Here is a 26,229-nt window from a genome sequence, read left to right as displayed (position 1 = left end):
ATGATAAAAGACGATCACCACGCATGGCATAGCGTATCACCTGGTAGCAACTTACCAGAAACGGTTAATGCAATTATTGAAATTCCAAAAGGATCCAAAGCAAAATACGAGATAGATAAGGAATCTGGTTTAATTAAGTTAGACAGGGTTCTTTTCTCATCAGTAATGTATCCTGCAAACTATGGTTTTATTCCGCAAACTTATTGCGATGATAAAGACCCGTTAGACATTCTGGTACTTTGTTCTGTTGATGTTTACCCTATGACATTGATCGAAGCAAAAGTTGTTGGCGTAATGCACATGGTTGACAATGGTGAGCAGGATGATAAAATCATTGCTGTAGCCGCTCACGACATGTCAGTTAACTACATCAACGATTTGGATGAATTGCCACCGCACCAGATGAAAGAAATTGTACGTTTCTTTCAGGATTATAAAGCATTGGAAGGTAAAAACGTAACGATTGAACACTTACTTGGTGTTCGCTATGCTCACAAGGTTATTAAAGAGAGTATAGAACTTTATAATACAACATTTAGAGAATTAGCTTAATGGATTTACCCACGGTCTGTTTACTGTCGAATTTTGAACTGAGTACAATTCTGCCACAAAGTACCCTTTTGGTTGCTATACAAGATACCGACACAGAAGGAATTGGCTGGCGTTTATTTCTCGCATTATTTTTGGTGTTATTAAACGGATTTTTTGTTGCGGCAGAGTTTGCAATTGTAAAAGTCCGGGCATCGCAAATTGAAATTAAAGCAAAAACAGGAAGTCGTGTAGGTAGAATGGCCAAGTCTATCATCCATAATCTGGATGGTTATCTGGCAGCTACACAGTTGGGCATAACACTTGCTTCGCTTGGCTTAGGTTGGGTTGGTGAAGGTGTTATGCACACTATTTTTAAAAATCTTTTTGACAGCTTACAATGGGGCTTAAGTGATGCGACTATTCATACGGCCTCTACAATTGTTGCCTTCTCGCTAATTACAATTATGCACATTGTATTTGGTGAACTGGCGCCTAAGTCGTTCGCTATTCAGCGCCCTGTAGCTACAACGTTATTCATTGCTATTCCCTTACAGCTTTTTTATGTTGTATTCCGGCCTGCAATCTGGACATTAAATAGTCTTGCGGCTATTATTCTGAAACCTTTTGGTATCGATACCTCTGCAGGCCATGAGTCCATTCACAGTACCGAAGAATTACAATACCTGCTCGATCAGGGTAAAGAAAGCGGAGCACTCGATAATAATGAGCATGAGCTGATCAAAAATGTATTTGATTTTAATGAGCGTGTAGTTAAGAATATTATGGTTCCTAGAACCAAAATCTCGGGTATTGAGCTAACCTCTCCTAAAGAGGAAGTGATCGACATTATCATCAAGGAAGGATATTCCAGGCTTCCTGTTTACGATGATGTAATGGATAAAATTGTGGGGATCATCCATGCAAAAGATGTGTTGCCTTTAGTGGCCGCAGGTAATCAGGTATGGACCTTAAATGATATCATACGCAAACCATATTTTGTTACTGAAACCAAAAAGATTAACGATTTGATGAGTGAGCTGCAAAGTAACCGTATTCAGATTGCCATCGTATTGGATGAATTCGGTGGTACAGCCGGTATGGTAACTTTAGAAGATATAGTGGAAGAGCTGGTTGGTGAAATTCAGGATGAGTATGATGAGGAAAAACCATTGGTTGAAAAGGTTTCAGACAACGAATTTATTGTAAATGCATTTGCAACGGTTTATGATGTAAATGAATATTTACCACATGATTTACCAGAAGACGAAGACTTCGATACTGTTGGTGGTTTGGTATCTCACGTTTTTGAACGGATTCCCGAGGTTGGCGAAAGCAATGAATCTTACGGGTATTTGTTTACGATTTTGAAAAAGACGGAGCAGAATATTGAAACCATCAAATTAGAACTGGTTATTAATAAAGAAGATCAGGTTGATAATCACTAATTTCAACTATGCATATTTTCTACACACCTGACATTACACAAGGTACCTATACGCTTAGTGAAGAGGAGAGTAAGCATTGTGTTCGCGTTTTGCGCTTAGGTGTTGGTGCAGTGGTTAATCTGGTTGATGGGAAAGGTGGTTTCTACACTGCAGAAATTACTTCTGATAATCCCAAAAAAGTAGGATTGCTGATTACCGACGTGAAGCTTGAGTTTCATAAACGTAATCACCATCTGCATATAGCTGTAGCACCCACTAAAAATATCGATCGCATTGAGTGGTTTCTGGAAAAGGCCACTGAACTGGGGATTGATGAAATTACACCCATCATTACAGATCGCTCAGAAAGGAAAGTGGTAAAAGACGACAGATTAAATAAAGTAATTACGTCTGCAGTTAAGCAATCTATAAAGGCCTATCATCCGAAGCTGAATGAAGCCATTTCCTATCATGCTTTTATGAATCTTGCTTTTGAGGGGGATAAACTTATTGCACATTGTATAGATGGGGATGAAAAATCGTATATCACAGATCTGGTCCAACCTCAACAGAAATATTTAATATTAATCGGTCCTGAAGGAGATTTCACACCTGATGAGGTTAATTTAGCTTTGAATAAAGGCTTTAAACCATTAACTTTAGGTGATAACAGGTTGCGTACAGAAACTGCTGCGCTCGCTGTTTGTTTTGAAATCAATTACCTTAACCGATAGTCAGTTTGAAATTTTCACTATTTCACTTTCAGTTTTCCAGATTGTTCAGGCCTTTTTGTGTAATTGGCTTAGCTTGTTCTCTTTTTATAGGTTTTGCTTTTACCAAGGTTCCTCCATCTTACCGAATGGCTAAGCTTAAATACAATGGAGGCGGCGACTGGTATGCTGACCGCACTGCACTTGGTAATCTGATTGCTTACTGCAATACCAATCTTAAAACTAATTTCTACCCTGAAGAAAGTATTGTCGAAGTAGGTTCGAAGGAACTGTTCAATTATCCCTTTGTGTACATGACCGGCCATGGGAATGTGGTGTTTAGCGATCAGGAGGTTAAAAATCTAAGACTTTATCTAACTAAAGGAGGTTTTCTGCACATTGACGATAACTATGGCTTAGATAAGTTTATACGGCCTCAGATGAAGAAGGTTTTTCCGGAATTGAGCTTTGTTGAATTGCCGGCCAATCATGCCATTTATAACCAGAAATTTAAATTCCCAAATGGATTACCAAAGATTCATGAACATGATAACAAGCGGCCACAAGGCTTTGCATTAATTTACAAGGGACGCGTAGTTTGTTATTATACTTATGAATGTGATTTAGGCAACGGGTGGGAGGATTTCGGAACCTATCCTGAAGATTCGCAGGATACAAGAACAAAAGCCTTGAAAATGGGCGCTAATTTAGTTCAATATGCATTAACTCGATAAATATGTATAAAGTAAAAGTTAACGGGAATTTTAGCTATGAAATTGAAAATAACAGCAATCAACTTCTCGTGGATGGCAAGGAGATTCAGATCGATTTAAGTAAAATCAGCGGGTCTTCGATACATGTACTACATAATAAGCAATCTTTTAACACAGAGCTTGTAGAACTTAACCGTGTTGAGAAATCCTGTAAAATCAAAGTTAACGGGAACGTTTACGAAGTTTTTCTCGAGGATCGATTTGACCAGCTATTGAAGCAGCTCGGATTGGATAACCTGGCTGCAAACAAAGTTTCAGAAGTTAAGGCGCCAATGCCGGGACTGGTATTAAAAGTGCTGATCAGTGATGGGAGTGAGGTAAAAAAGGGAGACAGTCTGGTTGTTCTGGAAGCAATGAAAATGGAGAATATCTTAAAATCACCTGCAGATGGTGTTGCCAAAAAAATTAACGTTAAACCTGGAGATAAAGTCGAAAAAAATCAGGTGCTGATTCAGTTCTTGTAATATTTACGCTATCTGCATGTGAACTATGGCGCATAAAAAAAGTCCCAATGCAAATTGGGACTTTTTTTATTGACTTTTATTTTCCTTTGCTCACCCTATAAGGTTTTGAGGGTGGGTTTTTAAAGCTTCTTTTACCTGCTGTACTGATTTCAGGAGCACCGAGCATGGTCATTGCGCAACGGAAACCAACTTCGGCAGATGATTCATCTTGCTGCATGAATCGACGGGTTGCCGGATTTAACCAGTAAGCCATATCATTCCATGAACCACCTTTATATACTCTTGATTTATCATTTACCAGGGTTACACCTTCTTCGTTAAGAATGGTATTTTGTCTGTCGCGATAACCCCGCTGATCTGCCTGATAAGCAGCTGCTGCAATCGGCGCCTGAGGATCAGTCGATTTAGAAATGGAATCACTACGTTTCGCCTGTGCCTGTTTTTCAGCCCATGTTTGTTTTCTTCCTGAATAAGCATTTTCCTTAATTGGATTACCATACTTATCTAAGGAAATTTTACCACTCTGGCTGTCTTCAAGTTTTTTATTGGTGAAGTAGTTACCGCGGTAAGGATTAAAGGCATCAGCATCAGTAAAAGTTCCGGTTCTGTAAACATCATTTACCCACTCGTTAACGTTACCCGCCATATTGTATAAGCCAAAGTCGTTAGGTGTATACTGAATAACAGGGACGGTTAAATCTCCTTTATCGTTCAGTGAACCACCAACTCCCATGTAATCACCAGGCGCTCTTTTAAAGTTGGCCTGAATCATACCCCTGGTTTTCTTTTTGGCTGAACTTACACCAAGGCCGTTCCATGGATAAATTTTATTCTGATTAATATTCTCGTATTCGGTATTTCCAATTAAGCCCAATGCTGCGTATTCCCACTCTGCCTCTGTTGGCAAACGGTATGGCTGCATAATTACACCATCTTCCAAAGTTGCTGTTCTTCTTGGCTGAGCATTTCCCCTGCCACCTGCTGCTGCACCAGCGGTTGTAGTTGCTGCACCAGATTTAGTGTTATAATCAACAGGAGCATTTTTACCTTTATCATCATACTGACCGTTTAAATAAGCGTCAGTATTAAATGGATTGGTTGGTTTTGGTGTTGCCGCAGCTGTTGTGTTATTGTTTCTGCCACTGCCACCGCCTGCTAGTGTTTTATAATCAGTCAAGATTCCTTTTTCACGTAATATGAATTCGTTTGCACGGGAAGTTCTCCATTCGCAATAACGGGAAGCTTGCTCCCAGGAAACACCAACTACCGGATAATCGCGGTAGGCAGGGTGACGGAGGTAGTTATCTACATATGGTTCGTTATACGATAAAGCACGGCGCCAAACCAGCGTATCAGGAAGTTCATTGTAATAAAACTCCTGGTCTTCAGGAAAATTATATCTGATCCAGTGTAAGTATTCTAACCAATCGGTGTTAGACACTTCAGTCTCATCCATATAAAATGATGGAACCGTTACTTGTCTTTTGTAATTGTAGATATTAGGTTCAACACCGGGTACCTCAATGGCGCTACCCCCAACAACTAAAACACCACCTTCAATTGGGATTAAGCCAGGGCCAGGTGCTCTCTTATATTGGGATGCAACAGCGAATGCACCAGACTGGTTCTTCTTGCTCTTCCTATCTGCATAAGGGATACCTGTTTTGCTGGAACTGTTTCCGCCTTTGGAACTGCAACCGGTGAAAATAACGGCTAAAGACAAACAAGTTAAAGAATATAGTATAAGTTTTTTCATATAAATACTTAGGGATTGCCGCCCAATGGGGTTTCAACCGATAAAATTAAACAAATTTAAATGAATATATAAATATTGTGACAATAAAATACTGAATATATTTTTAAGCCATAACGTATTATTTTATGTCGTATTGTGTCTGTTTAATTTTTATTATTGTTTTTTGGTAAAACGCTATAAATTAAGCCCCTAGTTTTTTCTTTGCGTAAAAACTAATGCACAGTAAATGATGCTTAACGATTTCCAATATACAGAATTTAATCCCAAATTAATGAGTAATATGGTGTCGACTTCCGGGTGGAACATCAAGTTGTATGATGCTGTCCGGAAAATTTTATCAGAGAAACGTTTACGTAAATGCCTAGTATCTATATCATTAAAATTTTGTGTATTACATTCATATGTAAAAACTGTAGGTTTACTTAGTAAATTATTAGTTTATTCGTAATTTGGTAAAATATAACTTTGGGTTTTACGTTAAGACGTTAATCTCTTCGAATTAAGTTCCTGAAGTTCTAAAATTACGTACCTTTAAAGAATGAATCCCAAGTATATTAGTAAGCTTGTTTTTTCTGTATCAATTTTGGCCTTTGTGTTTGCTAAAACAAATGCACAGGTTACTATAGGCAATACTCAAACAAACGGCAGTGAATCTAATAACGTTGTTACTTCAGTTCCGTTTCTTTTAATTACTCCCGATGCACGTTCCGGATCTATGGGAGATGCAGGGGTTGCTGTTTCGGGTGATGTGAATTCATCCAGTATTAATGCATCTAAACTTGCTTTTTTAGATAAGCCTTATGGCTTTTCAGTGTCCTACAGTCCCTGGTTGAAAAGTCTGGTGCCTGATATCAACCTTGCTTACCTGAGTGGATTTTATCGTTTAGATAATCGTAATGTCATTGGTGCTTCCTTACGTTACTTTTCTTTGGGTTCAATTCAGCTAACAGACATTAATCAACAAGACCTGGGAATTTCAAACCCGAACGAATTTGCGCTCGATTTTACCTTTGCCAGAAAGTTTGGAGAAGAGTTTTCACTGGGGTCGTCTCTTAGGTATGTTTATTCCAATCTGGCATCCGGTCAGTTTGTTTCTTCAGGGCAGGTAAAAAGTGGCAATGCGGTTGCGGTAGACATATCTGGTTTGTATAAAACCAATACACACATGTTTGGAAAAGACGCTGTTTTATCAGCTGGAGCAAATATATCCAACATTGGTACAAAAATGAGTTACAGTGATGGCGGGGTAAATTATTTCCTGCCAACAAATTTTAAACTGGGCGGGGCGTCAACCATAATTGTGGATGAGTTCAGTACTTTTACTTTAGCCCTTGACTTTAATAAACTATTGGTTCCAACTCAGCCTATTTATGATTCAAATGGTCAGATTATCAGCGGCAAGGATCCTAACCGATCAGTTCCTGCGGGAATATTCGGGTCGTTTAGCGATGCACCAGGGGGCTTTAGTGAGGAATTGAAAGAGGTTGGCATTTCAACAGGTGTAGAGTATTGGTACAATCAGCAGTTTGCCGTTAGAGCAGGCTATAACTATCAAAGTCCGATGAAGGGTGACAGCCGTTATTTTACAATGGGTTTAGGACTAAAATACAATGTTTTTAATATTGATTTCTCTTATTTACTGGCTAATGCTCAAACCAGTCCCCTTGCCAATACCTTGCGGTTCGGTCTTTTGTTTAACTTTGGCGACAAGAAAATCGTAAAGAATTAACTTGCAGTTTTGTTTGCAACTCATAAAACACATTTTTCATGAAAATCAGAGTAGGCTTTGGCTTCGACGTACACCAGTTGAAAGACCAGCACCCTTTTGTAGTAGGTGGGGTAAATCTTGAACACCATAAAGGTGCCTTTGGGCATTCAGACGCGGATGTATTGCTTCATGCGATTTGTGATGCGCTGCTGGGAGCTGCCAATCTTCGTGACATTGGTTTCCACTTTAAAAATACGGATGAAAGATGGCGCGGAATCAGCAGTTTAATATTGCTTAAAGAAACGGTAAAACTGTTGTCGGAAAAAGGCTGGCAGATTGGAAACATCGATGCAATGTTATGTCTGGAAGCACCAAAGATCAATCCTCATATTCCTGCTATGCAGGAGAATATTGCTCATGCTATCGGTATCTCTGTTGAAGACATCTCCATCAAGGCCACCACAAATGAAACAATGGGTTTTGTGGGGCGGGAAGAGGGCGTAGTTGCCTATGCAGTTTGCCTGATTGAAAAGAATGAGGTAGTTTAATATCTGCAGCGTATTTGACCGAATAAATTAAAAAAGCCCGCTCAACATTTTAAATGGTGAGCGGGCTTTTTTATGTAGCTAGGCATTAGCTTCTTTAACATTTCCTGTCCTTTTTAAAGTTCCCCATGTTTCAAGTTCACCTTTAATGGCTTTTCTAAATGAGCGAAATAATACGATATACATTAATTGTCTCCAGAAAAACCTTTGCGGAAAAATGTATAGCAGGTTTTTTAGTTTTTCATTTTCCATTCTGAACGCGATACCAGCGAAAAGCATATCTACCAGAATAAAAATAATGTAGTAAAATAATACCTGACCGAAACCATTGTGCAGGCTCAGTATTCCTGAAAAACCGGTAAGGGTCAGATTGTTTATGGTACTTAAGGAAAATAGTCCGCTGATAAGGGATAAAAACATAAAGAAATCTGCAAGCGGCGAAAAGAGTGGCAAAATGATTTGATAGACCAAAATGTTCGGCATTCCCACCATTCCAAAATACCCGTATTTTTTATTCAGAAGTGTTTTACGGTTTTTCCAGAAACTTTGTAATACGCCAAAGCTCCAGCGAAAACGTTGTTTTAAAAGCATGTTAACTGTCTCAGGAGCTTCAGTGTAAGCAATTGCGGTGTCGCAATTTTTTACCCGATAACCCGCTCTTAGGATCCGCATAGTCAGATCACAGTCTTCAGCAAGGGTGTCGATGGTAAAGCCACCAACCTCGAGGATTACTGATTTTCTGAATGCGCCGATAGCTCCGGGTACAACAGTAATGGTATTGAGTAAATCAAATGCTCTCCGATCCATATTTTGAGCCGTTATATACTCAATAGACTGCCATTTTGTAATGATGTTATTGGCGTTTCCTACTTTAACTGTGCCTGCAACAGCTGCTACCTTATCGCTATAAAAATAGCGCATCAGTTCATTAACCGCATCCGTTTTAAGCTGCGTATCGGCATCTATGCAGATTACAAAATCTGAAGCGGCCTTTGCGATACCATAGTTCAATGCTGAAGCTTTTCCACCATTTTCTTTCCGGTAAACTTTTACCTGAGGATGGTCGCCGAATCTGGATTGAACCATGTCAAATGTTTTGTCCTTCGATCCGTCATCAATGAATATCAGCTCAAAATCAGGATAGGTAGTTTTAAGCAGGCTATTAATGGTTTGTACCGCTGTTACCTCTTCATTGTATGCTGGAATAATAACGCTCACTTTTACCGATGGGTTTTCAATGAGCTGATGTGCGTATTTCTTTGCCTTTTTGCGCTGTTTAATTGCCAGATAGGCAATGAAGATTGTTCTTAAGATCGCCAGCACAATGGCCACTGTGAATACGATATCTAAAACAATATTGGCATAATAGAAGAAGCTGATGAAAAAATAATCTCCAGATCCGCTGAACCCGCTGTTCGCATCAGATTTTACAGCAGGCATCAGTTCAGCTCTTTTTTTGCCCATCAAATCTCCTACTGTTGTAAAAGTATATCCCTGTGATTTAAAGTACTTAATAATTCTGGGTAGCGCAGCAACAGTTGCTTCACGGTTTCCTCCGGCATCGTGCAACAAGAGGATATTACCGTTTTCGTGCTGTTTCACTACCTCATTAAAAATCTGATCTGCCGTTTTGCCTGGTTCCCAGTCCTCAGGATCAATGTATTCACCAATGTTAATATAGTTTTCTTTGCGGCTTTGTGCCACTGGCAAGATTTCCGAAATATTCTGAGGCTCGGCATCAGCATTAAAAGGGGCACGGAACAGAATGGTACTGTGTCCTGTTACGGCTTCGATGAGCCTTCTCGTGGCGTTCAACTCGAATTTCACCCTCCGGGGGCCTATAGCAGACATATCAGGATGAAAAAAAGTATGATTGCCAATTTCGTATCCGGAGTCATACTCCTGTCTCAGCAACTCCATGTTTTTTTCGGCCATGATGCCTACAACAAAAAAGCATCCGGGTACCTGTTCCTGTTTAAGAATATTCAGTACCTGTGGGGTATAAACCGGATCTGGTCCGTCATCAAATGTCAACGCAATTTTTTTATCAGCTTCGCCAAAACGTTTAATCACATATTGTTCCGGTAAGCGCATGTACTTTTGATCGGCAATGGTAAAGTTGTCCTTGTTAAGGGTAAATCTAACCGCCCCAAGCCGCGGTGTTGAAACCAGGTCCAGAATTTCCCCATCCCCTATGTATGAAATCCCGCCCATGTTGAGGAAAGAGATTTTACGCAGGTCGAATGGTTTTTTTTGAAGCGTATCCAGACTTAAATCATTTGAGATGAAAGACCATAAGCGTTTATCTTCTGAGCCTAATCTCCACAGTGCTACCCCGGCAATATTCCAGTCATCCGCCTTGCGGATCAGGTTGAAATAAGTTGCAGCATCTGTAAAATAAACTTCATGTTTAATACCGCTACCATCATTATAACTGTAATTTAAATTGGCCGAGTTGGGATCGTAGTTTACCTTACTTTTGAAGGTAACCGCAGTAGTCATGGCCTCCTCGTAAGTTACCGATTTTCCAATACTTTTATCGGGCCAGTCATATCCATAACAGGCTAAAGCCAGAATTACTTTTCCAGGATCTACTTTTGCACAGATGTCATCTAATTTTTCTTCTACCCATTCCTGATGGGAAATATCGCCGGCATTACTTTGATCAGTATGCTGATCATAGGCCATTAAAACTATATAGTCGTTATATTTCTGGAGTACCTCCGGTTGATAGTCGTCATTTTCCGGAGAAATATCCTGAGAGATGATCAGGTTATCTGCATGAAACTGATCATATAGATTTTTCATGAAAGCATTGAAACTTTGATTGTTTTCCAGATTCAATTCTTCGAAGTCGATGTTTATCCCTTTATAGCCATGTTTTTTTGTGATTGATATTAAGTTGTAAATCAGTTTCTGTTGAGCAGGGTGGTCATCAAGTAGCCGCTTTACCGCATTACCATCCCAGTGATCTTTGTTGAAGTTGGATACTACTGCAATAGCAGATTTTTTTCCTGCATGTATAACATTTAAAGCCGCGGTATCTGCCTTATCAACTATTGAGTCGCCATTTAAAAAGAAAGATTCAGTGGCAACCATATCTAAATGGCCAATATTCCTTTTTAAATCTGCGAGTGATTTATCTTTAGTTGCAGCCCAGCTTACATAAAAGGCCATGTTGATGCGTTTTTTATCTCCATGTTTGGTTAAAATACGTAGCGCTCTGTCTTTTCTGATTTTCTCAAGCCGGGATTTTTCGATTACGAATGCTTTGTACTGCTGAGATTTTTTTAGCTTATCCAACTGCTTTTGCGTAAGGGGCGAGTTGGTGTTTAGGAAAGGTAAATCTGGCTCCTGAACCGATGATAAAGTATAAGCCACGCAAAGGATTGCTACAATGAAAACTAAAAATAAGGTTCGGCTAACCCAGGTAAAAGTATACCAGCGTTTTTTAGTCTCAGTTTGAAATATTTGTTTTCCGGACATTTTTCTGTTCTGATTTTTAATCAAATGTCAGTAACGAAGGTGAAGATTGGATGAAAATCTACATATAGAAAGCCGGCAGGTTTTACATCTGCCGGCTTCAGGATTTATGTATTGAAGCTGTTCTATTCTTCTATGTAACCAAATCTTCCCTGGTTATAATCTTCCAGTGCCTGGTTTATTTCTTCCTGGGTGTTCATCAAAAAAGGACCATACTGAACAACGGGTTCATCAATTGGCTCTCCGCTCAGTACGAGTATAATGCTGTCTTCCAACGCTTCTACGTCAATCTGCTCTCCCTGGTTTTTAAAGTGTACGAAACTATCGACGGGTGCAATTTCTTTCTGATTAATTTTCACTGCCCCTTCAATAACCATGAAACCAGTATTGTAGTTGGCAGGGAAGCTAAAGTTTGCCTTGCCTTGCTTATTTAATCTTACATTATACAGGTGTATTGGCGTAAATGTTTGGGCATTTCCATTTTGTCCTTTGTAATTTCCGGCAATGATTTCAATTTTCCCTCCATTGTCTGGCAGGTTAACAAAGGCCATGGCTTGTTGTTTAATGGCCTGATATCCTGGTTTACCCATTTTATCTTTTGCAGGAAGGTTTACCCATAACTGTACCATTTGAAATGGTCCCCCTCTAAGGCTGTAATTCTCTTCATGGTACTCTTTATGGAGTATTCCCGCAGCTGCTGTCATCCATTGTACATCGCCAGGATAAATTACGCCGCTATTTCCTGAACTATCATGATGCGCGACGGCGCCGTGGTAGGCTATAGTAACCGTTTCGAAACCCCTGTGTGGATGAATCCCAACACCACGGGGGATTCTCCTGGCAGAGAATTGAATTTTTGAACCATAGTCCAGTAAAAAGAACGGACTCATATTTATGGTATATCCGCCAGGGAAAAAGTTATGTACCCTAAAGCCGTCGCCAACCATATGCGGTGCAGGTGATTTTAGCACAGCTGATACTTGTTTTGTTTCCATTACCTTTAAATTAATTGAGGCATGGGACTTTGGGCATAACATTTTTATACCCAAAGCTCAAAGCGCTCGGCGAAATTATGCTTGTTTAACGAACTGCAATTCGCCCAATAATCGAACTTCTTCACTTACCATTACACCACCAGTTTCCAATGCTGCATTCCAGGTTAAGCCAAATTCAGAGCGGTTAATTTTACCACTTAAAGTAAAACCAGCTTTGGTGTTACCCCATGGATCGGTCGCAATGCCACCAAATTCTGCAGTCAATTTTACCGGTTTAGTTTCTCCTTTAATGGTTAGGTCACCTTTCACAATATAATCACCTCCGTCTTTTTCAACTGACGAAGATTTGAATTCAATGTGAGCAAATTTCTCTGCATCGAAAAAGTCGCCGCTTTTTAAGTGGTTATCACGATCAGTATTTCCCGTATCAATGGAAGAGATATCTCCTTTGAAAGAAATTTCTGCGTTTTCAAACTCATCACCTTCAGATGAAAGTTCTGCTGAGAAAGATTTCAAGCTACCAGTAACGGTAGTGATCATTAAGTGTTTTACTTTAAACTGCAATTCGCTGTGGGTTGGATCTAAAGTCCATTTTGTAGTTGCCATATCTTTTGTGTTTTGATTTTTAATATTTACAACACAAAAGTAACTCGCTGGTTTAGAATGAGAATTGATGTATGATAATTAATGTGGGGCTTACATTAATTTGGTTTAAAATGTTTATTGGCCAGTTCTTTTCTCACGCGACTAAGTGACTCAGGGGTAATTCCAAGGTATGATGCGATCATCCATTGCGGCACGCGCAAAGTGAGATTAGGGTAAAGTTTGATGAAGTCGAGATACCGCTCTTCTGCTGTAGCGCTTAAAAGCATATTAATCCTTTTCTGCATAAAGCGGATAGAATTATTAAGCAGCCGGGTGTGCATAGGCTGTAAACATGGCACTTGTATCGCAGCCTGTTCCATGAAATCGTTCGGCATCAAAACAACCTCGGTAGCTTCAATGGCATCTATAAAAAATACAGACGCCTCATTGTTCATATTGTTTCTGTCAGAAATTAACCAGTTTTCTGGTGCAAACTGCAGGATGTGTTCTTTACCTTTTGAATCTATAGAGTAGGCCCTTAATAGTCCTTTGCAAACAAAAAAGCCATGTTTAGAGATATCTCCTGTATATTGAATGATTTCGTTCTTGTCGAACTTTTTGATTTTTAAGTTACCCGAAATACTATCGAATTGCTCATCCGTGATTTGTATTTTTTCTTTAAGATAATTTTTGAACTGATCATTCATAAGATGAGCGGGTTACTTTTTGGCAGAAATGTCGGAAAAATCAACACCACACTTGCAATTACCTCCACAGCCATCCTTTTTCACCTGTAAAGATTTAAAAACCAAACGGCCAACATATACCAATGCAACCGCAAAAAGTAGAAAGACTAAAATCGTTTGAGTATCCATAATACAAATATAAGCAGGTTTTGCCGTGAGGGCTTCAGTTTAATGTAAAAAGGCTTTCATTTAATGTATCGTTTTTCTGCTCTTTAAACTACATACTATTTTTCCATAAATGCAACCGTACCCCCAACCCAGTCGAAGTCGGCATTGTAGCGAACACCAATCATTTTGCCCCTGCTTAATCGGGCCAGATTCATGCAAAGTTGAGGTTCTCCATCATCAGGCCATAAGTACATCATTCTGATTTCTGCCTTTACACCTCCGGTTGGAGATTGTACCGCAGGTTCATATTGTACTTTTCGTTGTAAAATCCAGTTGTGTGGATCGGTAACGTTTTCGATATCCTTTTTAGTTACATCAATAATTACGCCCATTCCAGCAAACGAAAACAAGGGCTTCAGCACGTAGTGTTCTAAATCAGCCGGTATAGATTTTAGCTCGTGTAAAAAATGCGTTTCAGGAACAAATTCACTTTTTAAAAAGGGTATGGTGTATTTACTGATCCTATAGAACCAGTTTGGATGTGTTACCCATTCCACATCAAGCTCAGCTCTGGGATCAAAGCTGCTACCGAAAAGGTCAGTCCTATTGGCAACCTCATCGAAAATTAACCGGTTGTAAATTCTTTTGAGTTGAATCTGTTTACCGTTTTCTTCATAGAACAGTTGGCGTCCAACCCGTTTAATATCTTCTAATGCTAAAATTTTAATACCCAGTAGTTTTTGAGTCACAAGAAAGTCGATAGCCGTTTTCTGGTTAGGTGCATCCACGTCCATCAGGGCTACCTCATGTACTTCATGATCACCAATAATCACTGTTTTCAGAAGGGTAACATATTGTTCCTGATCAAATCCATTTAAAAAATAGTCAACCTTGGGATCAATATCATAGCTTTTTTTAAATGTGTCAGCCAGGTGATGCTGGAAGCCGTAAAGGGAAGGAAAGCCCTGCATTTCAATAAGCATGGGCGACAATTCACCATCCTCATTTTTGCAAATGCCGAAATCAAAAGTTAAAAAATGTGGCTGCTTATTTTCATTTGGCACGTTCCATTCAGGAGGAATGGATGCTTCAGTGAGTTGCTTAAAATCCGGCTGCTTAATCACATTGATAATCTCTTCACCCGCGGCGATGAGTTTTTCTTTCAAAGCCGCGGGTACAAAAATTGGCGTCTCTGCTACCCGAAAAGGAATTTCCGGATAGCCTTTTTGCAATTCAGCCAGGAAATTTTCGTATTGTTCCTTGCTAAATTGCTTATTAAATTTCTCCCTGAATGCTAGTATCATTTGTCAGAATTTTTTACAAATATCCTAAAGCCTGTTTCAGGAAATTGGGAAGAATCACACTTTGAGTCAACACAATCCTCGCTGGATCGTCCAGACTATTAAGCATATCAGAATATTTCTGTTCGCCGTGTGTATCAATAATCACCTTTTTCTTTTCCTCCTGAAGTAAGTACATCTTCATTCCTACTGGATCTGCCTCCGGATGGAATTGGGTACCAATAATTTCGGGAGAAAAGCGGATAGACATCATACAGCGCTCCAGGTTTACATGCTTGCGTTCTTTCTCAATGGCCAGCAGCTTTGCTCCTTTGGCTGCAAAGGCATCAGGATCCGGTTCTATGACTTGCCAGTCCCTGCTATCTACAGAAAAGAACGGGTTGCGTATTCCGGAAAAAATCTCATCTGTCTCGCCATCACCGGTTAATGTAATAGGAAAAATTCCAAACGCGTTAGACCGCCGTTCGGTTACATTGCCCAGTTTGTACTTTCTGCAAGCCAATTGAAAAGAATGGCAAATCAGAAAGGCATATTTTTTCTCTACTTCGTGAGATGTGTTGAAAATTTCAATTTGATCCAGCAGGTTGTAAAAGTCGTTTTCCCATTTCTCTCCTTCACTTTCAATAGGGCTACCAGGGCCACCGCTTGAGATATAGGCGTGATAAGATAAGTCGGGTATTTCTCCCTTCTGTCTCAAATCAAAAATATCAAAGCTCAGGTTGATGTTATGGTCATTTTTGAAACGTAGTAAAATTTCCCCAATGCCCCGCATGCCCTGATTGGGTGCACCATTGTTCAGGTCAATAACAGCTACTCTTAAATCTCTTTTTTTATCCATTCCTAATTACTTTGCGCCTATCAGCGTTTGGGTGGTAATATAATCAATTACCGATTCAAAGCTGCCGGTTTGCTGGTAAACCGCCAGTTGCCGGTCGGCACCTGTGCCATGTTCCAATATCTTATGAACATAGTTAATGTCTTCCCGGCATCCAAGTTCGTCAACTACATCATCTACAAAATCAAGTAACTCCAACACAAGGTTGCGGCAGTTTACTTCCATTTCTTTTCCAAAGTCAATCAGGTTCCCGTCAATGCCATAACGGGCTGCCCGCCATTTATTTTCATTGATAAGTGCTCTTGAATAGCTGATGAAGGTCATATTTTGAAGCCTCAGTTTATAAAGTTTTGCACAAAGTGCCTGAAAAAGCGCTGTAAAGGCCATGGTTTCATCAATTAACATCGGGCAATCACAGATGCGAAATTCTACAGTATCAAAAAACGGATGTACGCGGATGTCCCACCAGATTTTTTTTGCATTATCCATGCAGTTTGTTTTGATGAGCAGCTTTACGTAGCTGTCGTAATCTTCAATACTATTAAAGATGTCAGGAATCCCCGTTCTGGGGAATTTATCAAAGATTTTCGTACGAAAAGACTTATAACCTGTATTTCTTCCCTCCCAAAAAGGTGAATTGGTTGACAAGGCAAATACATGGGGCAGAAAATACCTCACCTGATTTGCGATGTGAATGGCCAGTTCCCTGGATTGAAAGCCTACATGAACGTGTAATCCGAAAATGAGGTTAGACCGGGCTGCTTCCTGTAATTCATTAACAATTTCATTGTAGCGTGGATGCTCTGTGATCAGTTGCTTTTCCCAGTGTGAAAAAGGATGTGTACCGGCTGCACCAATTCTTAAACCCTGTTCTCCTGCAAGTTGCGATACGGTATATCGCAACTGCGAGATCTCTTTTCTAGCCTCAGTTGTGGTTCTGCAAATACCAGTGCCTACTTCTACAACAGCCTGGTGCATTTCTGCCTTTACCTGATCTTTGTGGATTTTTTGGGCTGCTTCAACAATTTTCTGATCATGCGAGGTAAGTTCTCTGGTCACGGGATCAACTACCATATACTCTTCCTCTACACCCAAGGTAAATTCATTCATCTTCATCGTATTTATTTTAATCCCGTTATTTTTCAGGAGCCGCCTTCTTAGCTTTCGCTGCTGGTTTTGCTTTCGCTGGGGCAACAGCTTTGGCTGATTTTTTTATTACACTTTTACTTACTAAAGGGGTGCCAGCAACTGAAGCTCTGATATATTCGCCCCAGGTAAGGTTATCCTGTCCAGGTTTTTGTGCTTTTGCACGTTCAATAGCATAGTTCGCAGTCGTTTCCACTACCCATTCGAAATTCTCTGCACCCACACTTTTAATATCCGCATCGGGGGCCGGGTTGCAAAAATCAATTGCAATGGGTATACCATCTCTTACTGCAAATTCTACGGTATTAAAATCATAACCCAGATAAGTGCAAAGTTTTATGGTGTACTCTTCAACAGTTTTAAGCAATTTGGCATCAGGGGTTTTGCCATCTGTTGCATAACGCAGATGGTGTGGGTTGCGTGGTTCATATTGCATAATGCGTACATGCTTGCCGCCAATACAATAGCACCTGAAATACTCATCAAAAATAATCTCCTCCTGCAGCAGCATTACCAGTTGATCGGTTCCGCTATGCTTATCAAAGAAATCCTCTTTATCATGCAGCTTATAAACATCTCTCCAGCCGCCACCATCATAAGGCTTCATATAGGCAGGAAATCCCACGTATTCGAAAATTTCATCCCAGTTTAACGGCATGGCCAGGTTAGAAAATGATTCTGAAGTTGTACCTGTAGGATGCTGACGTGATGGAATCAGCGCAGTTTTAGGGACAGGAACACCAATTTGTTCGGCAAGTACATTGTTAAAGAATTTTTCATCTGCACTCCACCAAAAAGGATTGTTAATGATTGCCGTCCCGGTAATTGCAGCATTTTTTAACGATGCACGGTAAAATGGAACATCCTGAGAAATACGATCGATGATTACCGCATAATCCAGGGGCTGGTTTTGGAGGATCTTTTCTATTTTGACTGGTTCAGCTGTGATGTCTTTTTCTGCTTTTTCGTTAATTCGCGCTACTAGTGCTTCAGGAAAAGAACGTTCCTGGCCATACAAAATGCCTATTTTTTTCATCAGTTTTGTTTTTAAAGGTGCTATGTGTTAATGGAGTAACTGCTTAAACGGTTATTTGTTTTACCGGCTTTTTGAACCTATAACTGCGCGATATAGTTCGGAAACATTTCCCTCCAGATTGGCCAGTCGTGATCAGCGTTGGGCCTGATATCCAACCAGTGATCAATGCCTTTTTTATGGAGAATGTCCGATAACCTTTCGTTATCAGGTCTGCACATATCACGGTCTGTTGTTCCAAGTACAATTTTCATGTAATGCAATTCGGGATTGCTATTGTTCAGTACAAAGTCGACGGGATTATTAAAGTATACATCATCATTGTAAAAACCATCCAGTTGACCACTAATGTCGAATGCGCCGCTCATGCTAAACATATGACTAACCAGCCAGGGATGTCTGAATGCAAAATTTGCCGCATGATAACCACCGAAGCTGCATCCTGCTGTAATGATTTTGCTATGTCCGGTTTCATGTCGGGCCAGCGGGGCAACCTCTTCAAGCAGGTATTTGTCATACCAGATATGATTTTTAACCCTGTCGGCAGGATGAATACCTTTATTATACCAACTCAGTTTGTCAATTGCATCAGGACAATAAATCTTAATTTTCCCTTCATTGATAAAACCTTCAACAGCATCAATCAGCTTAAAATCTTTATTTTCATAATAGCGGCCCATACTTGTGGGGAATAGCAGCACCGGAATGCCCGCATGGCCAAATATGAGCATATCGATATCCATACTCAGGTTGGGGCTGTACCACCGCTTGTATTCTTCTTTCATCATATCGAATATTTAATGCTTTAAGATAGAGATTTAATTTTAGAAAAAATGTTGGCGGATATATAAAGTTGATGTCCTGCACAAAAAATGATGTCTGATAATTAATAGTTTACCAGGATTTGTACCTTTGCCGAAATTTTTGAGGCGTTGCCGGGTGAAAGGGATTCGAATATGTATACTACAATTTTATCTGTAAAAGTTAATACCAGTAATTTCAGAATACCATCTGCTTATCTGAAGCATGAGGTTGAAATAGATATTTATGCCCCCGAGGGAATATTGGGAAATGAAAAGATTGAACTTTTGTTTCTAAATGATGGTCAGGATGTGGCTAAGATGGATTTTCCAAAAATCCTTCAGGCTGCGCATCAGCATAAACGAAATCATAGATTGGTTGTAGTGGCCATTAAAGCTTCTGAAGATCGTTTAATGGAGTATGGTGTAGCCGGAATTCCTGATTTTAAAGGGCGTGGAGCAAAGGCGGGTGCCTATACCGATTTTGTGGTTAAAGAACTTTTACCCTTTGTTAAAAAGAAGATCGCAATGCCCATAACGGGTAAAGTTGCCTATGCGGGATTTTCTTTGGGGGGCTTATCTGCGTTCGATATTGCCTGGAATTACCCTTCAGTATTCGATGCTGTAGGGGTTTTCTCCGGTGCCTTCTGGTGGCGTACCAAAGATTTAGCAGACGGTTATACGGATGCAGACCGGATTATGCATGCGTTGATCGAACGTACATCGACCAAGGCCGATATGAAGTTCTGGCTGATGACAGGTACAGAGGATGAAAAGGCAGACCGCAATAAAAATTTTATCATTGATTCGATTGATGATACAATTGATATTGTAAAAGGCCTTTTAAAGAAAGGTTACAAGCGCAATGAAAATGTTTTCTATTTTGAAAAGGTAGGGGGCAAGCACGATGTGGCCACATGGGAAAGTGTAATGCCTGCGTTTTTGAACTGGACTTTTGAAGTTTAGCCTTATCTCTTGTATTTAAAATTTGGACTGATGACCAGGCATTCACTGCTATTGGGAACTTTCCAGGATGTGCAGTACATCTATTCGGTTGCTTTTTTCAATTTTTTATAGTCAATATGCTCATGATCATCTTTTGGGTGCGACAATCTGGGTGCCGTAAGGTAATATAGAAGGTTACTCTTCATTTACCTCATGGTTAAAACTCACTTGGGAAAAAGTTAGACTTAGTGAAGGCAACGTACCCATGATTGCTTTTGGTTTAAAAATGAGATAATTAGAACATTATCATAGCATTAAATAGTTTGGGTCATAGTAGAAAATCCATTTCAAAACATTATCTTTGCGCCAAATTTGAGGCGCATTTTATGCAAAAGATTAGAAATATAGCTATTATAGCACACGTTGACCACGGTAAAACCACGTTGGTTGATAAGATTTTACACTCTTGTTCTATTTTTCGTGACAACGAACAAACAGGAGAGTTGATATTGGATAACAACGATTTAGAGCGGGAGCGTGGTATCACGATCGTGTCTAAAAACGTATCTGTTCAATACAAAGACGTAAAAATTAACATTATCGATACACCTGGTCACGCGGATTTTGGCGGTGAGGTAGAGCGTGTTTTGAAGATGGCCGATGGAGTACTTTTACTTTGCGATGCTTTTGAAGGTGCAATGCCTCAAACGCGTTTCGTAACGCAAAAAGCTTTGGCACTAGGTTTAAAGCCAATTGTGGTGGTAAATAAAGTGGATAAAGAGAACTGTCGCCCTGAAGAGGTTTATGAGCAAATTTTCGAATTGTTCTTTAACCTTGAAGCAACTGAAGAGCAACTAGATTTCCCTGTTATCTACGGTTCGTCTAAACAAGGATGGATGAGCACTGACTGGCAGAAGCCAACTACCGATATCTTTGCTCTATTAGATGCCGTTGTAGCTAACATTCCACCAGCTCCAATCAATGATGGTACTTTACAAATGCAAATCACCTCTTTAGATTATTCATCTTTCGTAGGCCGTATTGCAATTGGTCGTGTTCACCGTGGTACAATTAAAGAAAACCAGCCGGTTACTTTAATCAAACGCGATGGTAAAATCGTGAAATCAAGAGTAAAAGAACTTTATACATTCGAAGGTTTAGGTAAAGTTAAAGCTACTGAAGTAAGTTCAGGAGATATCTGTGCAGTTGTTGGTATCGATGGTTTTGATATTGGTGATACTATCGCTGATTTTGAAGCTCCGGAACAATTACCGGTAATCAGCATTGATGAGCCGACGATGAACATGTTGTTCACTATTAATAACTCACCATTCTTCGGTAAAGAAGGTAAGTTGGTTACTTCTCAACGGATCAAAGATCGTTTGATGAAAGAGATGGAGAAAAACCTTGCCCTTAAAGTTGTGGAAACTGCTTCACCTGATTCATGGTTGGTTTACGGTCGTGGTATTCTCCACTTATCTGTATTAATCGAAACAATGCGTCGTGAAGGTTATGAACTACAGGTTGGTCAGCCACAGGTTATCGTTAAAGAAATCGATGGTAAAAAACATGAGCCGGTTGAGACTTTAATTGTTGATGTACCTGGTGAAGTTTCTGGTAAAGTAATCGAATTGGTAACACAACGTAAAGGTGAGTTATTGATTATGGAGCCAAAAGGTGATTTACAGCATTTAGAATTCGAAATCCCATCCCGTGGTATCATTGGTTTACGTAATAACGTATTAACTGCTACTGCTGGTGAGGCAATCATGGCACACCGTTTCAAAGCTTACGAGCCTTGGAAAGGAACTATCCCTGGTCGTTTAAATGGTGTATTGATTTCAATGGAAAAAGGTCAGACTACTGCTTATTCAATCGATAAATTACAAGATAGAGGTCGTTTCTTTATTGATCCGGGAGTTGATGTTTATGAAGGTCAGATTATGGGTGAGCATATCCGTGACAACGACTTGGTAGTAAACGTTGTTAAAGGTAAAGCTTTAACGAACATGCGTGCGTCAGGTACTGATGATAACACCCGTATCGCACCTGCAATTAAATTCTCACTGGAAGAGGCAATGGAGTACATCCAGGCCGATGAATATATTGAGATTACACCAGCAAGCATGCGTTTACGTAAAATCTTCTTAACTGAACAAGAACGTAAAGTTAAAGGAAAGCAGTTCGCTTAACCTTTTAAAAATATATTGCAAGCCCCGATGAAAGTCGGGGCTTTTTTTGTTACCGAATTCCGGCAATTATTAATCACTTGGGGTATTTTCTGTCAGCGAAAACTCAAACCGGATGCCAACCCAGAAATCTAACATTTTCATGGCATAAATTTTTTTCAGCACTTTTAATTTTGCCCATCAACTCATCCTGCATGATTAAGAAAGGCATTTCATTCCTGGGCATATTTTTTTTGAGTGCATTGTCACTTCTTCCTCTATCCATTCTCTATATACTTGCGGATGGTAGTTATCTATTACTATATCATATTTTCGGATATCGAAAAAAGGTAGTCAGAGGAAATCTGCTAAACGCCTTTCCCGGCAAACCACTTTCAGAAATTGTGGCAATTGAGAAACGCTATTATAAATACCTGGCGTCCTTAATTTTTGAAGTGATAAAAATGACCACCATTTCTAAAGCGGAAATCCGTAAACGGTTTGTTTTCAGAAATACAGAATTGGCTGAACATTATTTAGAAAACGGGCAAAGCGTTTTGTTTTGCTCAGCACACTATGGAAACTGGGAGTGGGGCACCATAGGGATTGGACTAAATTTCTCTGGAAATCATTACCCGATATATAAACCTTTGAGTAATCCGGTATTTGATATCTGGTTCAGAAAAATCAGAAGCCGTTTTGGAAATCATATGGTGCCCATGCGCCAAACCATGAGGGCACTTACTTTAAGCAAAAACGGGCCAACAAGTTTTAGTTTCGGTAATGATCAGGCACCGGCCAAAGATGAATCACACTATTGGACCACCTTTTTAAATCAGCCAGCCGCTATACAGCTTGGTATAGAAAAGATAGCGAAGAAAACCAATCGGCCTATTTTTTATCTTAAGGTTAGGGTTTTAAAACGCGGGTATTATGACGTCGAATGCGTGCCATTATGTTTAAATCCTAATGAAACTGAACAATTCGAGATTACCGAGATGCATACCAGGTTTCTGGAGGAAATAATTCGGCAGGAACCTGCGTACTGGTTGTGGAGTCACCGGAGGTGGAAGCACAAACCACAGGCAGGAGCATGGCTTGCACAGGAGAATTAATTTTATATTTGCAGACTATGTCCAGCGTCATGTTTAAAAAGATTTTAACTTATTTGATAGTAGTCTTCTTATTTGGCATCATATCTTTATTTATCATTCAGCCCTATTTGGTCAGGGTTCTGTGGTACCGCACTCCTGATGCCGCCACTTATAAAGCCTTCCCGCAGGATATCGTGCATAAAAGTGCCAGCCCTTTTCATTTTCATCGTTCAGGTACAATAAGAAATGATATCGATACGCTTATGGTTCGCGATGGAGATCAGCACATGATTAGCTTTAATGAATATTTCAAAAAAGGTAAACTGAACGTATTCCTGGTGATCAGAAATGATAGCATACTTTATGAGAAGTATAGCCCGGGTTACACCGATAGCACTTTAACGACTATATTTTCCGGCGCGAAAAGCATGGTGTCGATTATGATTGGTCAGGCTTTAGCTGCGGGAGATATTAAAAATTTAAATGATCGGATAACAAATTACATCCCCGAACTGGCTAAAAACGCCTCATTTAAAAACATTACGATAAAAAACCTTTTAGATATGAAGTCTGGTTTAGCCTTTCAGGATGCTTTAGGCGGAGTAATGAAGGCTTTCTTTTCGGATGAGGCAAAATATTATTATACACATGATATCAAAAAAGAGCTGATGAAAGTCAGGCTCGATAACCAGCCGGGTACTGTATGGAAATATAAAAGCATTGATCCAATTTTATTGGGTTGGGTTTTGGAGCGGGCAAGCGGAAAACCTGTAGCCCGGTTCTTTGAAGAATCGGTTTGGAGGAAAGTCGGTGCCCAGTATTCAGCATCCTTTGGATTAGATCAGCCGTCCGGACTGGCAAATACAGCAAGCCGGTTTCAGGTTACAGCAATCGATCTGGCAAAGATTGGCAGGCTCTATCTACACCATGGAGAATATAATCATGTTCAGGTGGTGCCAAAGCCATGGGTAGCGCAATCGATTAGCATCGGTATCGAAAAGCCGGCTTCGGCCAAAGGCTGGCAAAAATCAGCCCATCACTATATGTGGTGGATTCCGCAGGAAGGAGCAACCGGCGATTACGCTGCGGAAGGAATGCTAGGACAGAGGCTATACGTCGATCCAATAACCAATACCATTATTGTGCAGTTTGCAGATCATGGTGCAGGTGATTATCCCTACCGCAGAATAAGCAGGTATTTAGCTGGTTTGCCTTTTAATTATCCCTGATTTGACGTTATTTAACCACAAAGGGCACAAAGAAATATCCGCAAAGCACACAAAGTTTACTATTTATCTCAAGGTTCATTGCGCTTGCTTTATTTTCTTTGCCGTTGAATTTTTAAACACTACATTGCTGATACATGGAAAATGATGATGTAAAAATTCTGAAGAAAAAACCAATTTTTCCCGTTACGCCAGCTTTGCAGAAGTATTTGCGGACCTATCAGCGTGAGGCTAAATTACCTATATCCTATCAAGATCTCATGCAGTTCAATGAGGCTTTCCCGTTGATGGACAAAGCCGGAAAAGATTCTTTATGGGAAGGTCCGATTTACGCACAGGACCTGATTGAAAACCTGCACAACGGATTGAAAGAAGTCTATGCCAACTTAAAAGCTTCCGGCAACCTTCGGATTGTTGAACATAAATACATCGATAAGATTGAATACTGCACCTTCGGCAATACTCATCCCTTCCGCATCAGAATCGTAAACAGATTAAATGATGTTTACGATTATTTCTATATCAAGAAGGCAGATGCCTCACGTATTTACGGACTGGAAATGGAAGAGATTTTATCTCCTAATCAAGTAAACTATCTGGTGGATGGAGATACCCTCGTGGAAGAACATATTGCCGGTATCCCCGGAGATGTTTTTACAAAAGGACAGTTGTATACCCCGGAATTTAATCCCACCCGTATTGCTAAAGAATTTGTGAAGTTTAATGAGCGTTGCCTGATTATGCTCCTGGGAGATATGAGGGCATATAACTTTGTTGTACAGATTACACCTGATTTTGATGACATTCAATTCCGCATACGTGCTATAGACTTTGATCAGCAGTTTTATGAAGGGAATCTGAAGGTTTATTTGCCCCAGTTTTTTAAAGAAAATCTTCCGTATGTAAAAATGAGTATGGAGCAGCTGACCGAGAAAACAGTTTTACAGTATCAGCAGGAAGAGCGTTCATCTATTGTTCACCGGGTGAGGAGTGAGCGGCACCGGTTGACTGATTTGCGCGATGTATCAAATAAGGAAGAGCTAACCACGCCAGAAAATATTGCGGTGTTAAAGCAAAGTATGAGTGAATATTTTAAAGATAAAAATTATCTGAAATGCGGCAACATGACAGATATCATTGAGCTGAATATTAAAAACATCATCCGGCAAGTGAAGTTATAAGCAAACGGCTGACAATTTTGCCAGCCGTTTTTGAGTGAATCTAGAAAGAGCGTCCAAAACATTAAGCGTGTTGGCCCTCATGTATTCCCTCCGCAAACTCTTCTACAATTTTATCATTGAAAGCAGGTAAATCTTCAGGTGTTCTGCTGGTAACCAAACCCTGGTCCACTACTACTTCTTCGTCACTCCACAAAGCCCCTGCATTGATCAAATCCTGTGAAATATTTTTTACTGAAGTTAATTTTCGGCCCTGAACTACATCCGCATTTATCAGTGTTTGCGGACCATGGCAAATGGCTGCGACAGGCTTGCCATCTGTAAAGAAGGACTTCACAAAAGCAATGGCATCTTCATTTACCCTTAGCTGATCAGGATTAATTACGCCACCCGGTAAAAGCAATCCGTTATAATCGTCAGCATCTGCCTCTGCAATGGTTTTGTCAACATCCACCTCTATCGACCAATGGTCCTGATCCCAGGCTTTAATTTTTCCACTTTTTGAGGAAATGATATGTACGGTTGCACCTTCCTCTTTTAATCTCTTTACCGGCTCAGTTAATTCAACTTCTTCAAATCCGCTTTCTGAAAGAACAGCGATTGTGCGGTTACTTAATTGTCCCATAATCTTTCTGTTTTAAATAGGTATGTATTTAAAGACATTCATTCAGGAAA

General features: G+C 40.0%; 24 protein-coding genes. 12 read left to right on the top strand and 12 right to left on the bottom strand.

The window, feature by feature from the left end:
- From AB669_RS18765 to AB669_RS18745, 5 genes are all read left to right on the top strand, one after another.
- Positions 1–552 (top strand): inorganic diphosphatase, encoded by a 552-nt coding sequence (locus AB669_RS18765; RefSeq protein WP_047800893.1) that lies wholly within the window; start codon positions 1–3, stop codon positions 550–552.
- Complete coding sequence (locus AB669_RS18760; protein WP_231582716.1) at positions 552–1,976, top strand: hemolysin family protein; 1,425 nt, start codon at positions 552–554, stop codon at positions 1,974–1,976. Before AB669_RS18765 ends, AB669_RS18760 begins: the two co-directional genes overlap by 1 nt.
- An 8-nt stretch (positions 1,977–1,984) precedes the next feature.
- The gene (locus AB669_RS18755; RefSeq protein WP_047800892.1) at positions 1,985–2,689 is read left to right on the top strand and encodes a 16S rRNA (uracil(1498)-N(3))-methyltransferase; all 705 of its coding nucleotides are present in this window, start codon (positions 1,985–1,987) and stop codon (positions 2,687–2,689) included.
- A 125-nt stretch (positions 2,690–2,814) separates the two neighbouring features.
- Positions 2,815–3,399 carry a DUF4159 domain-containing protein gene (locus tag AB669_RS18750; RefSeq protein ID WP_082120735.1) on the top strand — a complete coding sequence of 195 codons (585 nt, stop codon included), beginning with the start codon at positions 2,815–2,817 and terminating at the stop codon, positions 3,397–3,399.
- A 2-nt stretch (positions 3,400–3,401) separates the two neighbouring features.
- The gene (locus AB669_RS18745; protein WP_047800891.1) at positions 3,402–3,902 is read left to right on the top strand and encodes an acetyl-CoA carboxylase biotin carboxyl carrier protein subunit; all 501 of its coding nucleotides are present in this window, start codon (positions 3,402–3,404) and stop codon (positions 3,900–3,902) included.
- A gap of 76 nt (positions 3,903–3,978) precedes the next feature.
- On the opposite strand, the gene AB669_RS18740 is transcribed toward AB669_RS18745, so the two are convergent.
- Positions 3,979–5,658, bottom strand: a complete 1,680-nt coding sequence (locus AB669_RS18740) for an SUMF1/EgtB/PvdO family nonheme iron enzyme (protein ID WP_047800890.1) — start codon at positions 5,656–5,658, stop codon at positions 3,979–3,981.
- Positions 5,659–6,250: 592 nt separating this feature from the next.
- On the opposite strand from AB669_RS18740, the gene porV reads away from it, so the two are divergent.
- Together porV and ispF are read left to right on the top strand one after the other, a co-directional pair.
- Positions 6,251–7,387, top strand: coding sequence for a type IX secretion system outer membrane channel protein PorV (gene porV, locus AB669_RS18735; protein WP_369799783.1), 1,137 nt, complete (start codon positions 6,251–6,253; stop codon positions 7,385–7,387).
- Positions 7,388–7,425: 38 nt separating this feature from the next.
- The gene (gene ispF, locus AB669_RS18730) at positions 7,426–7,914 is read left to right on the top strand and encodes a 2-C-methyl-D-erythritol 2,4-cyclodiphosphate synthase (RefSeq protein WP_047800888.1); all 489 of its coding nucleotides are present in this window, start codon (positions 7,426–7,428) and stop codon (positions 7,912–7,914) included.
- 78 nt (positions 7,915–7,992) lie between these two features.
- Here the strand turns inward: ispF and AB669_RS18725 are convergent, their stop codons facing one another.
- The 10 genes from AB669_RS18725 to AB669_RS18685 all read right to left on the bottom strand — a co-directional run bounded on the left by AB669_RS18725 (position 7,993) and on the right by AB669_RS18685 (position 18,931).
- A complete protein-coding gene (locus tag AB669_RS18725) occupies positions 7,993–11,397 on the bottom strand; it encodes a glycosyltransferase (RefSeq protein ID WP_047800887.1) in 3,405 nt (1,134 codons plus the stop codon).
- A gap of 122 nt (positions 11,398–11,519) precedes the next feature.
- A complete protein-coding gene (locus tag AB669_RS18720) occupies positions 11,520–12,389 on the bottom strand; it encodes a pirin family protein (RefSeq protein ID WP_047800886.1) in 870 nt (289 codons plus the stop codon).
- Between the two features lie 75 nt (positions 12,390–12,464).
- Positions 12,465–12,995: a YceI family protein gene (locus tag AB669_RS18715; protein WP_047800885.1), complete on the bottom strand. Its 531-nt coding sequence runs from the start codon at positions 12,993–12,995 to the stop codon at positions 12,465–12,467.
- Between the two features lie 95 nt (positions 12,996–13,090).
- The gene (locus tag AB669_RS18710; RefSeq protein WP_047800884.1) at positions 13,091–13,681 is read right to left on the bottom strand and encodes a Crp/Fnr family transcriptional regulator; all 591 of its coding nucleotides are present in this window, start codon (positions 13,679–13,681) and stop codon (positions 13,091–13,093) included.
- 12 nt (positions 13,682–13,693) lie between these two features.
- Positions 13,694–13,849, bottom strand: coding sequence for a FeoB-associated Cys-rich membrane protein (locus AB669_RS21850; RefSeq protein ID WP_082120733.1), 156 nt, complete (start codon positions 13,847–13,849; stop codon positions 13,694–13,696).
- 95 nt (positions 13,850–13,944) lie between these two features.
- On the bottom strand, positions 13,945–15,132 hold the full coding sequence (locus AB669_RS18705) for a hypothetical protein (RefSeq protein ID WP_047800883.1): 1,188 nt from the start codon (positions 15,130–15,132) through the stop codon (positions 13,945–13,947).
- 13 nt (positions 15,133–15,145) lie between these two features.
- Positions 15,146–15,967, bottom strand: coding sequence for a type 1 glutamine amidotransferase (locus AB669_RS18700; protein ID WP_047800882.1), 822 nt, complete (start codon positions 15,965–15,967; stop codon positions 15,146–15,148).
- 6 nt (positions 15,968–15,973) lie between these two features.
- Positions 15,974–17,074 (bottom strand): carboxylate-amine ligase, encoded by a 1,101-nt coding sequence (locus AB669_RS18695; RefSeq protein ID WP_047800881.1) that lies wholly within the window; start codon positions 17,072–17,074, stop codon positions 15,974–15,976.
- A 25-nt stretch (positions 17,075–17,099) separates the two neighbouring features.
- On the bottom strand, positions 17,100–18,146 hold the full coding sequence (locus AB669_RS18690) for a RimK family alpha-L-glutamate ligase (protein WP_047800880.1): 1,047 nt from the start codon (positions 18,144–18,146) through the stop codon (positions 17,100–17,102).
- Positions 18,147–18,223: 77 nt separating this feature from the next.
- Positions 18,224–18,931: an esterase family protein gene (locus tag AB669_RS18685; protein ID WP_082120732.1), complete on the bottom strand. Its 708-nt coding sequence runs from the start codon at positions 18,929–18,931 to the stop codon at positions 18,224–18,226.
- A gap of 168 nt (positions 18,932–19,099) precedes the next feature.
- Here AB669_RS18685 and AB669_RS18680 point away from each other — a divergent pair, with 168 nt between their 5' ends.
- From AB669_RS18680 to AB669_RS18660, 5 genes are all read left to right on the top strand, one after another.
- Complete coding sequence (locus AB669_RS18680; RefSeq protein ID WP_047800878.1) at positions 19,100–19,909, top strand: esterase family protein; 810 nt, start codon at positions 19,100–19,102, stop codon at positions 19,907–19,909.
- A 365-nt stretch (positions 19,910–20,274) separates the two neighbouring features.
- Positions 20,275–22,080, top strand: coding sequence for a translational GTPase TypA (gene typA, locus AB669_RS18675; RefSeq protein ID WP_047800877.1), 1,806 nt, complete (start codon positions 20,275–20,277; stop codon positions 22,078–22,080).
- A 191-nt stretch (positions 22,081–22,271) separates the two neighbouring features.
- Positions 22,272–23,171 carry a lysophospholipid acyltransferase family protein gene (locus tag AB669_RS18670; RefSeq protein WP_047800876.1) on the top strand — a complete coding sequence of 300 codons (900 nt, stop codon included), beginning with the start codon at positions 22,272–22,274 and terminating at the stop codon, positions 23,169–23,171.
- Between the two features lie 53 nt (positions 23,172–23,224).
- The gene (locus AB669_RS18665; RefSeq protein WP_197082440.1) at positions 23,225–24,379 is read left to right on the top strand and encodes a serine hydrolase; all 1,155 of its coding nucleotides are present in this window, start codon (positions 23,225–23,227) and stop codon (positions 24,377–24,379) included.
- Between the two features lie 134 nt (positions 24,380–24,513).
- Positions 24,514–25,557, top strand: coding sequence for a hypothetical protein (locus tag AB669_RS18660; RefSeq protein ID WP_047800874.1), 1,044 nt, complete (start codon positions 24,514–24,516; stop codon positions 25,555–25,557).
- A gap of 61 nt (positions 25,558–25,618) precedes the next feature.
- Here the strand turns inward: AB669_RS18660 and AB669_RS18655 are convergent, their stop codons facing one another.
- Entirely contained in the window at positions 25,619–26,179 is a 561-nt protein-coding gene (locus AB669_RS18655) for a type 1 glutamine amidotransferase domain-containing protein (RefSeq protein WP_047800873.1), read from the bottom strand.
- Positions 26,180–26,229: the final 50 nt, after the last annotated feature.

The sequence above is a fragment of the Pedobacter sp. BMA genome (genome assembly GCF_001027745.1).
Classification (GTDB): domain Bacteria; phylum Bacteroidota; class Bacteroidia; order Sphingobacteriales; family Sphingobacteriaceae; genus Pedobacter.
The sequence above is the reverse complement of the archived record's forward strand: the minus strand, read 5'-3'. Positions and strand labels throughout refer to the sequence as shown.

What these genes read in the sequence shown, in the direction of transcription:
- AB669_RS18680 (WP_047800878.1), top strand. Translation starts at nt 19,100, where the DNA reads ATGTATACTACAATTTTATCTGTAAAAGTTAATACCAGTAATTTCAGA.
- AB669_RS18720 (WP_047800886.1), bottom strand. Translation starts at nt 12,389, where the DNA reads ATGGAAACAAAACAAGTATCAGCTGTGCTAAAATCACCTGCACCGCAT.
- AB669_RS18690 (WP_047800880.1), bottom strand. Translation starts at nt 18,146, where the DNA reads ATGAAAAAAATAGGCATTTTGTATGGCCAGGAACGTTCTTTTCCTGAA.
- AB669_RS18760 (WP_231582716.1), top strand. Translation starts at nt 552, where the DNA reads ATGGATTTACCCACGGTCTGTTTACTGTCGAATTTTGAACTGAGTACA.
- AB669_RS18700 (WP_047800882.1), bottom strand. Translation starts at nt 15,967, where the DNA reads ATGGATAAAAAAAGAGATTTAAGAGTAGCTGTTATTGACCTGAACAAT.
- AB669_RS18660 (WP_047800874.1), top strand. Translation starts at nt 24,514, where the DNA reads ATGGAAAATGATGATGTAAAAATTCTGAAGAAAAAACCAATTTTTCCC.
- AB669_RS18740 (WP_047800890.1), bottom strand. Translation starts at nt 5,658, where the DNA reads ATGAAAAAACTTATACTATATTCTTTAACTTGTTTGTCTTTAGCCGTT.
- typA (WP_047800877.1), top strand. Translation starts at nt 20,275, where the DNA reads ATGCAAAAGATTAGAAATATAGCTATTATAGCACACGTTGACCACGGT.
- ispF (WP_047800888.1), top strand. Translation starts at nt 7,426, where the DNA reads ATGAAAATCAGAGTAGGCTTTGGCTTCGACGTACACCAGTTGAAAGAC.
- AB669_RS18755 (WP_047800892.1), top strand. Translation starts at nt 1,985, where the DNA reads ATGCATATTTTCTACACACCTGACATTACACAAGGTACCTATACGCTT.
- AB669_RS18745 (WP_047800891.1), top strand. Translation starts at nt 3,402, where the DNA reads ATGTATAAAGTAAAAGTTAACGGGAATTTTAGCTATGAAATTGAAAAT.
- AB669_RS18710 (WP_047800884.1), bottom strand. Translation starts at nt 13,681, where the DNA reads ATGAATGATCAGTTCAAAAATTATCTTAAAGAAAAAATACAAATCACG.
- AB669_RS21850 (WP_082120733.1), bottom strand. Translation starts at nt 13,849, where the DNA reads ATGGATACTCAAACGATTTTAGTCTTTCTACTTTTTGCGGTTGCATTG.
- AB669_RS18725 (WP_047800887.1), bottom strand. Translation starts at nt 11,397, where the DNA reads ATGTCCGGAAAACAAATATTTCAAACTGAGACTAAAAAACGCTGGTAT.
- AB669_RS18765 (WP_047800893.1), top strand. Translation starts at nt 1, where the DNA reads ATGATAAAAGACGATCACCACGCATGGCATAGCGTATCACCTGGTAGC.
- AB669_RS18655 (WP_047800873.1), bottom strand. Translation starts at nt 26,179, where the DNA reads ATGGGACAATTAAGTAACCGCACAATCGCTGTTCTTTCAGAAAGCGGA.
- AB669_RS18705 (WP_047800883.1), bottom strand. Translation starts at nt 15,132, where the DNA reads ATGATACTAGCATTCAGGGAGAAATTTAATAAGCAATTTAGCAAGGAA.
- AB669_RS18685 (WP_082120732.1), bottom strand. Translation starts at nt 18,931, where the DNA reads ATGATGAAAGAAGAATACAAGCGGTGGTACAGCCCCAACCTGAGTATG.
- AB669_RS18695 (WP_047800881.1), bottom strand. Translation starts at nt 17,074, where the DNA reads ATGAATGAATTTACCTTGGGTGTAGAGGAAGAGTATATGGTAGTTGAT.
- AB669_RS18670 (WP_047800876.1), top strand. Translation starts at nt 22,272, where the DNA reads ATGATTAAGAAAGGCATTTCATTCCTGGGCATATTTTTTTTGAGTGCA.
- AB669_RS18750 (WP_082120735.1), top strand. Translation starts at nt 2,815, where the DNA reads ATGGCTAAGCTTAAATACAATGGAGGCGGCGACTGGTATGCTGACCGC.
- AB669_RS18715 (WP_047800885.1), bottom strand. Translation starts at nt 12,995, where the DNA reads ATGGCAACTACAAAATGGACTTTAGATCCAACCCACAGCGAATTGCAG.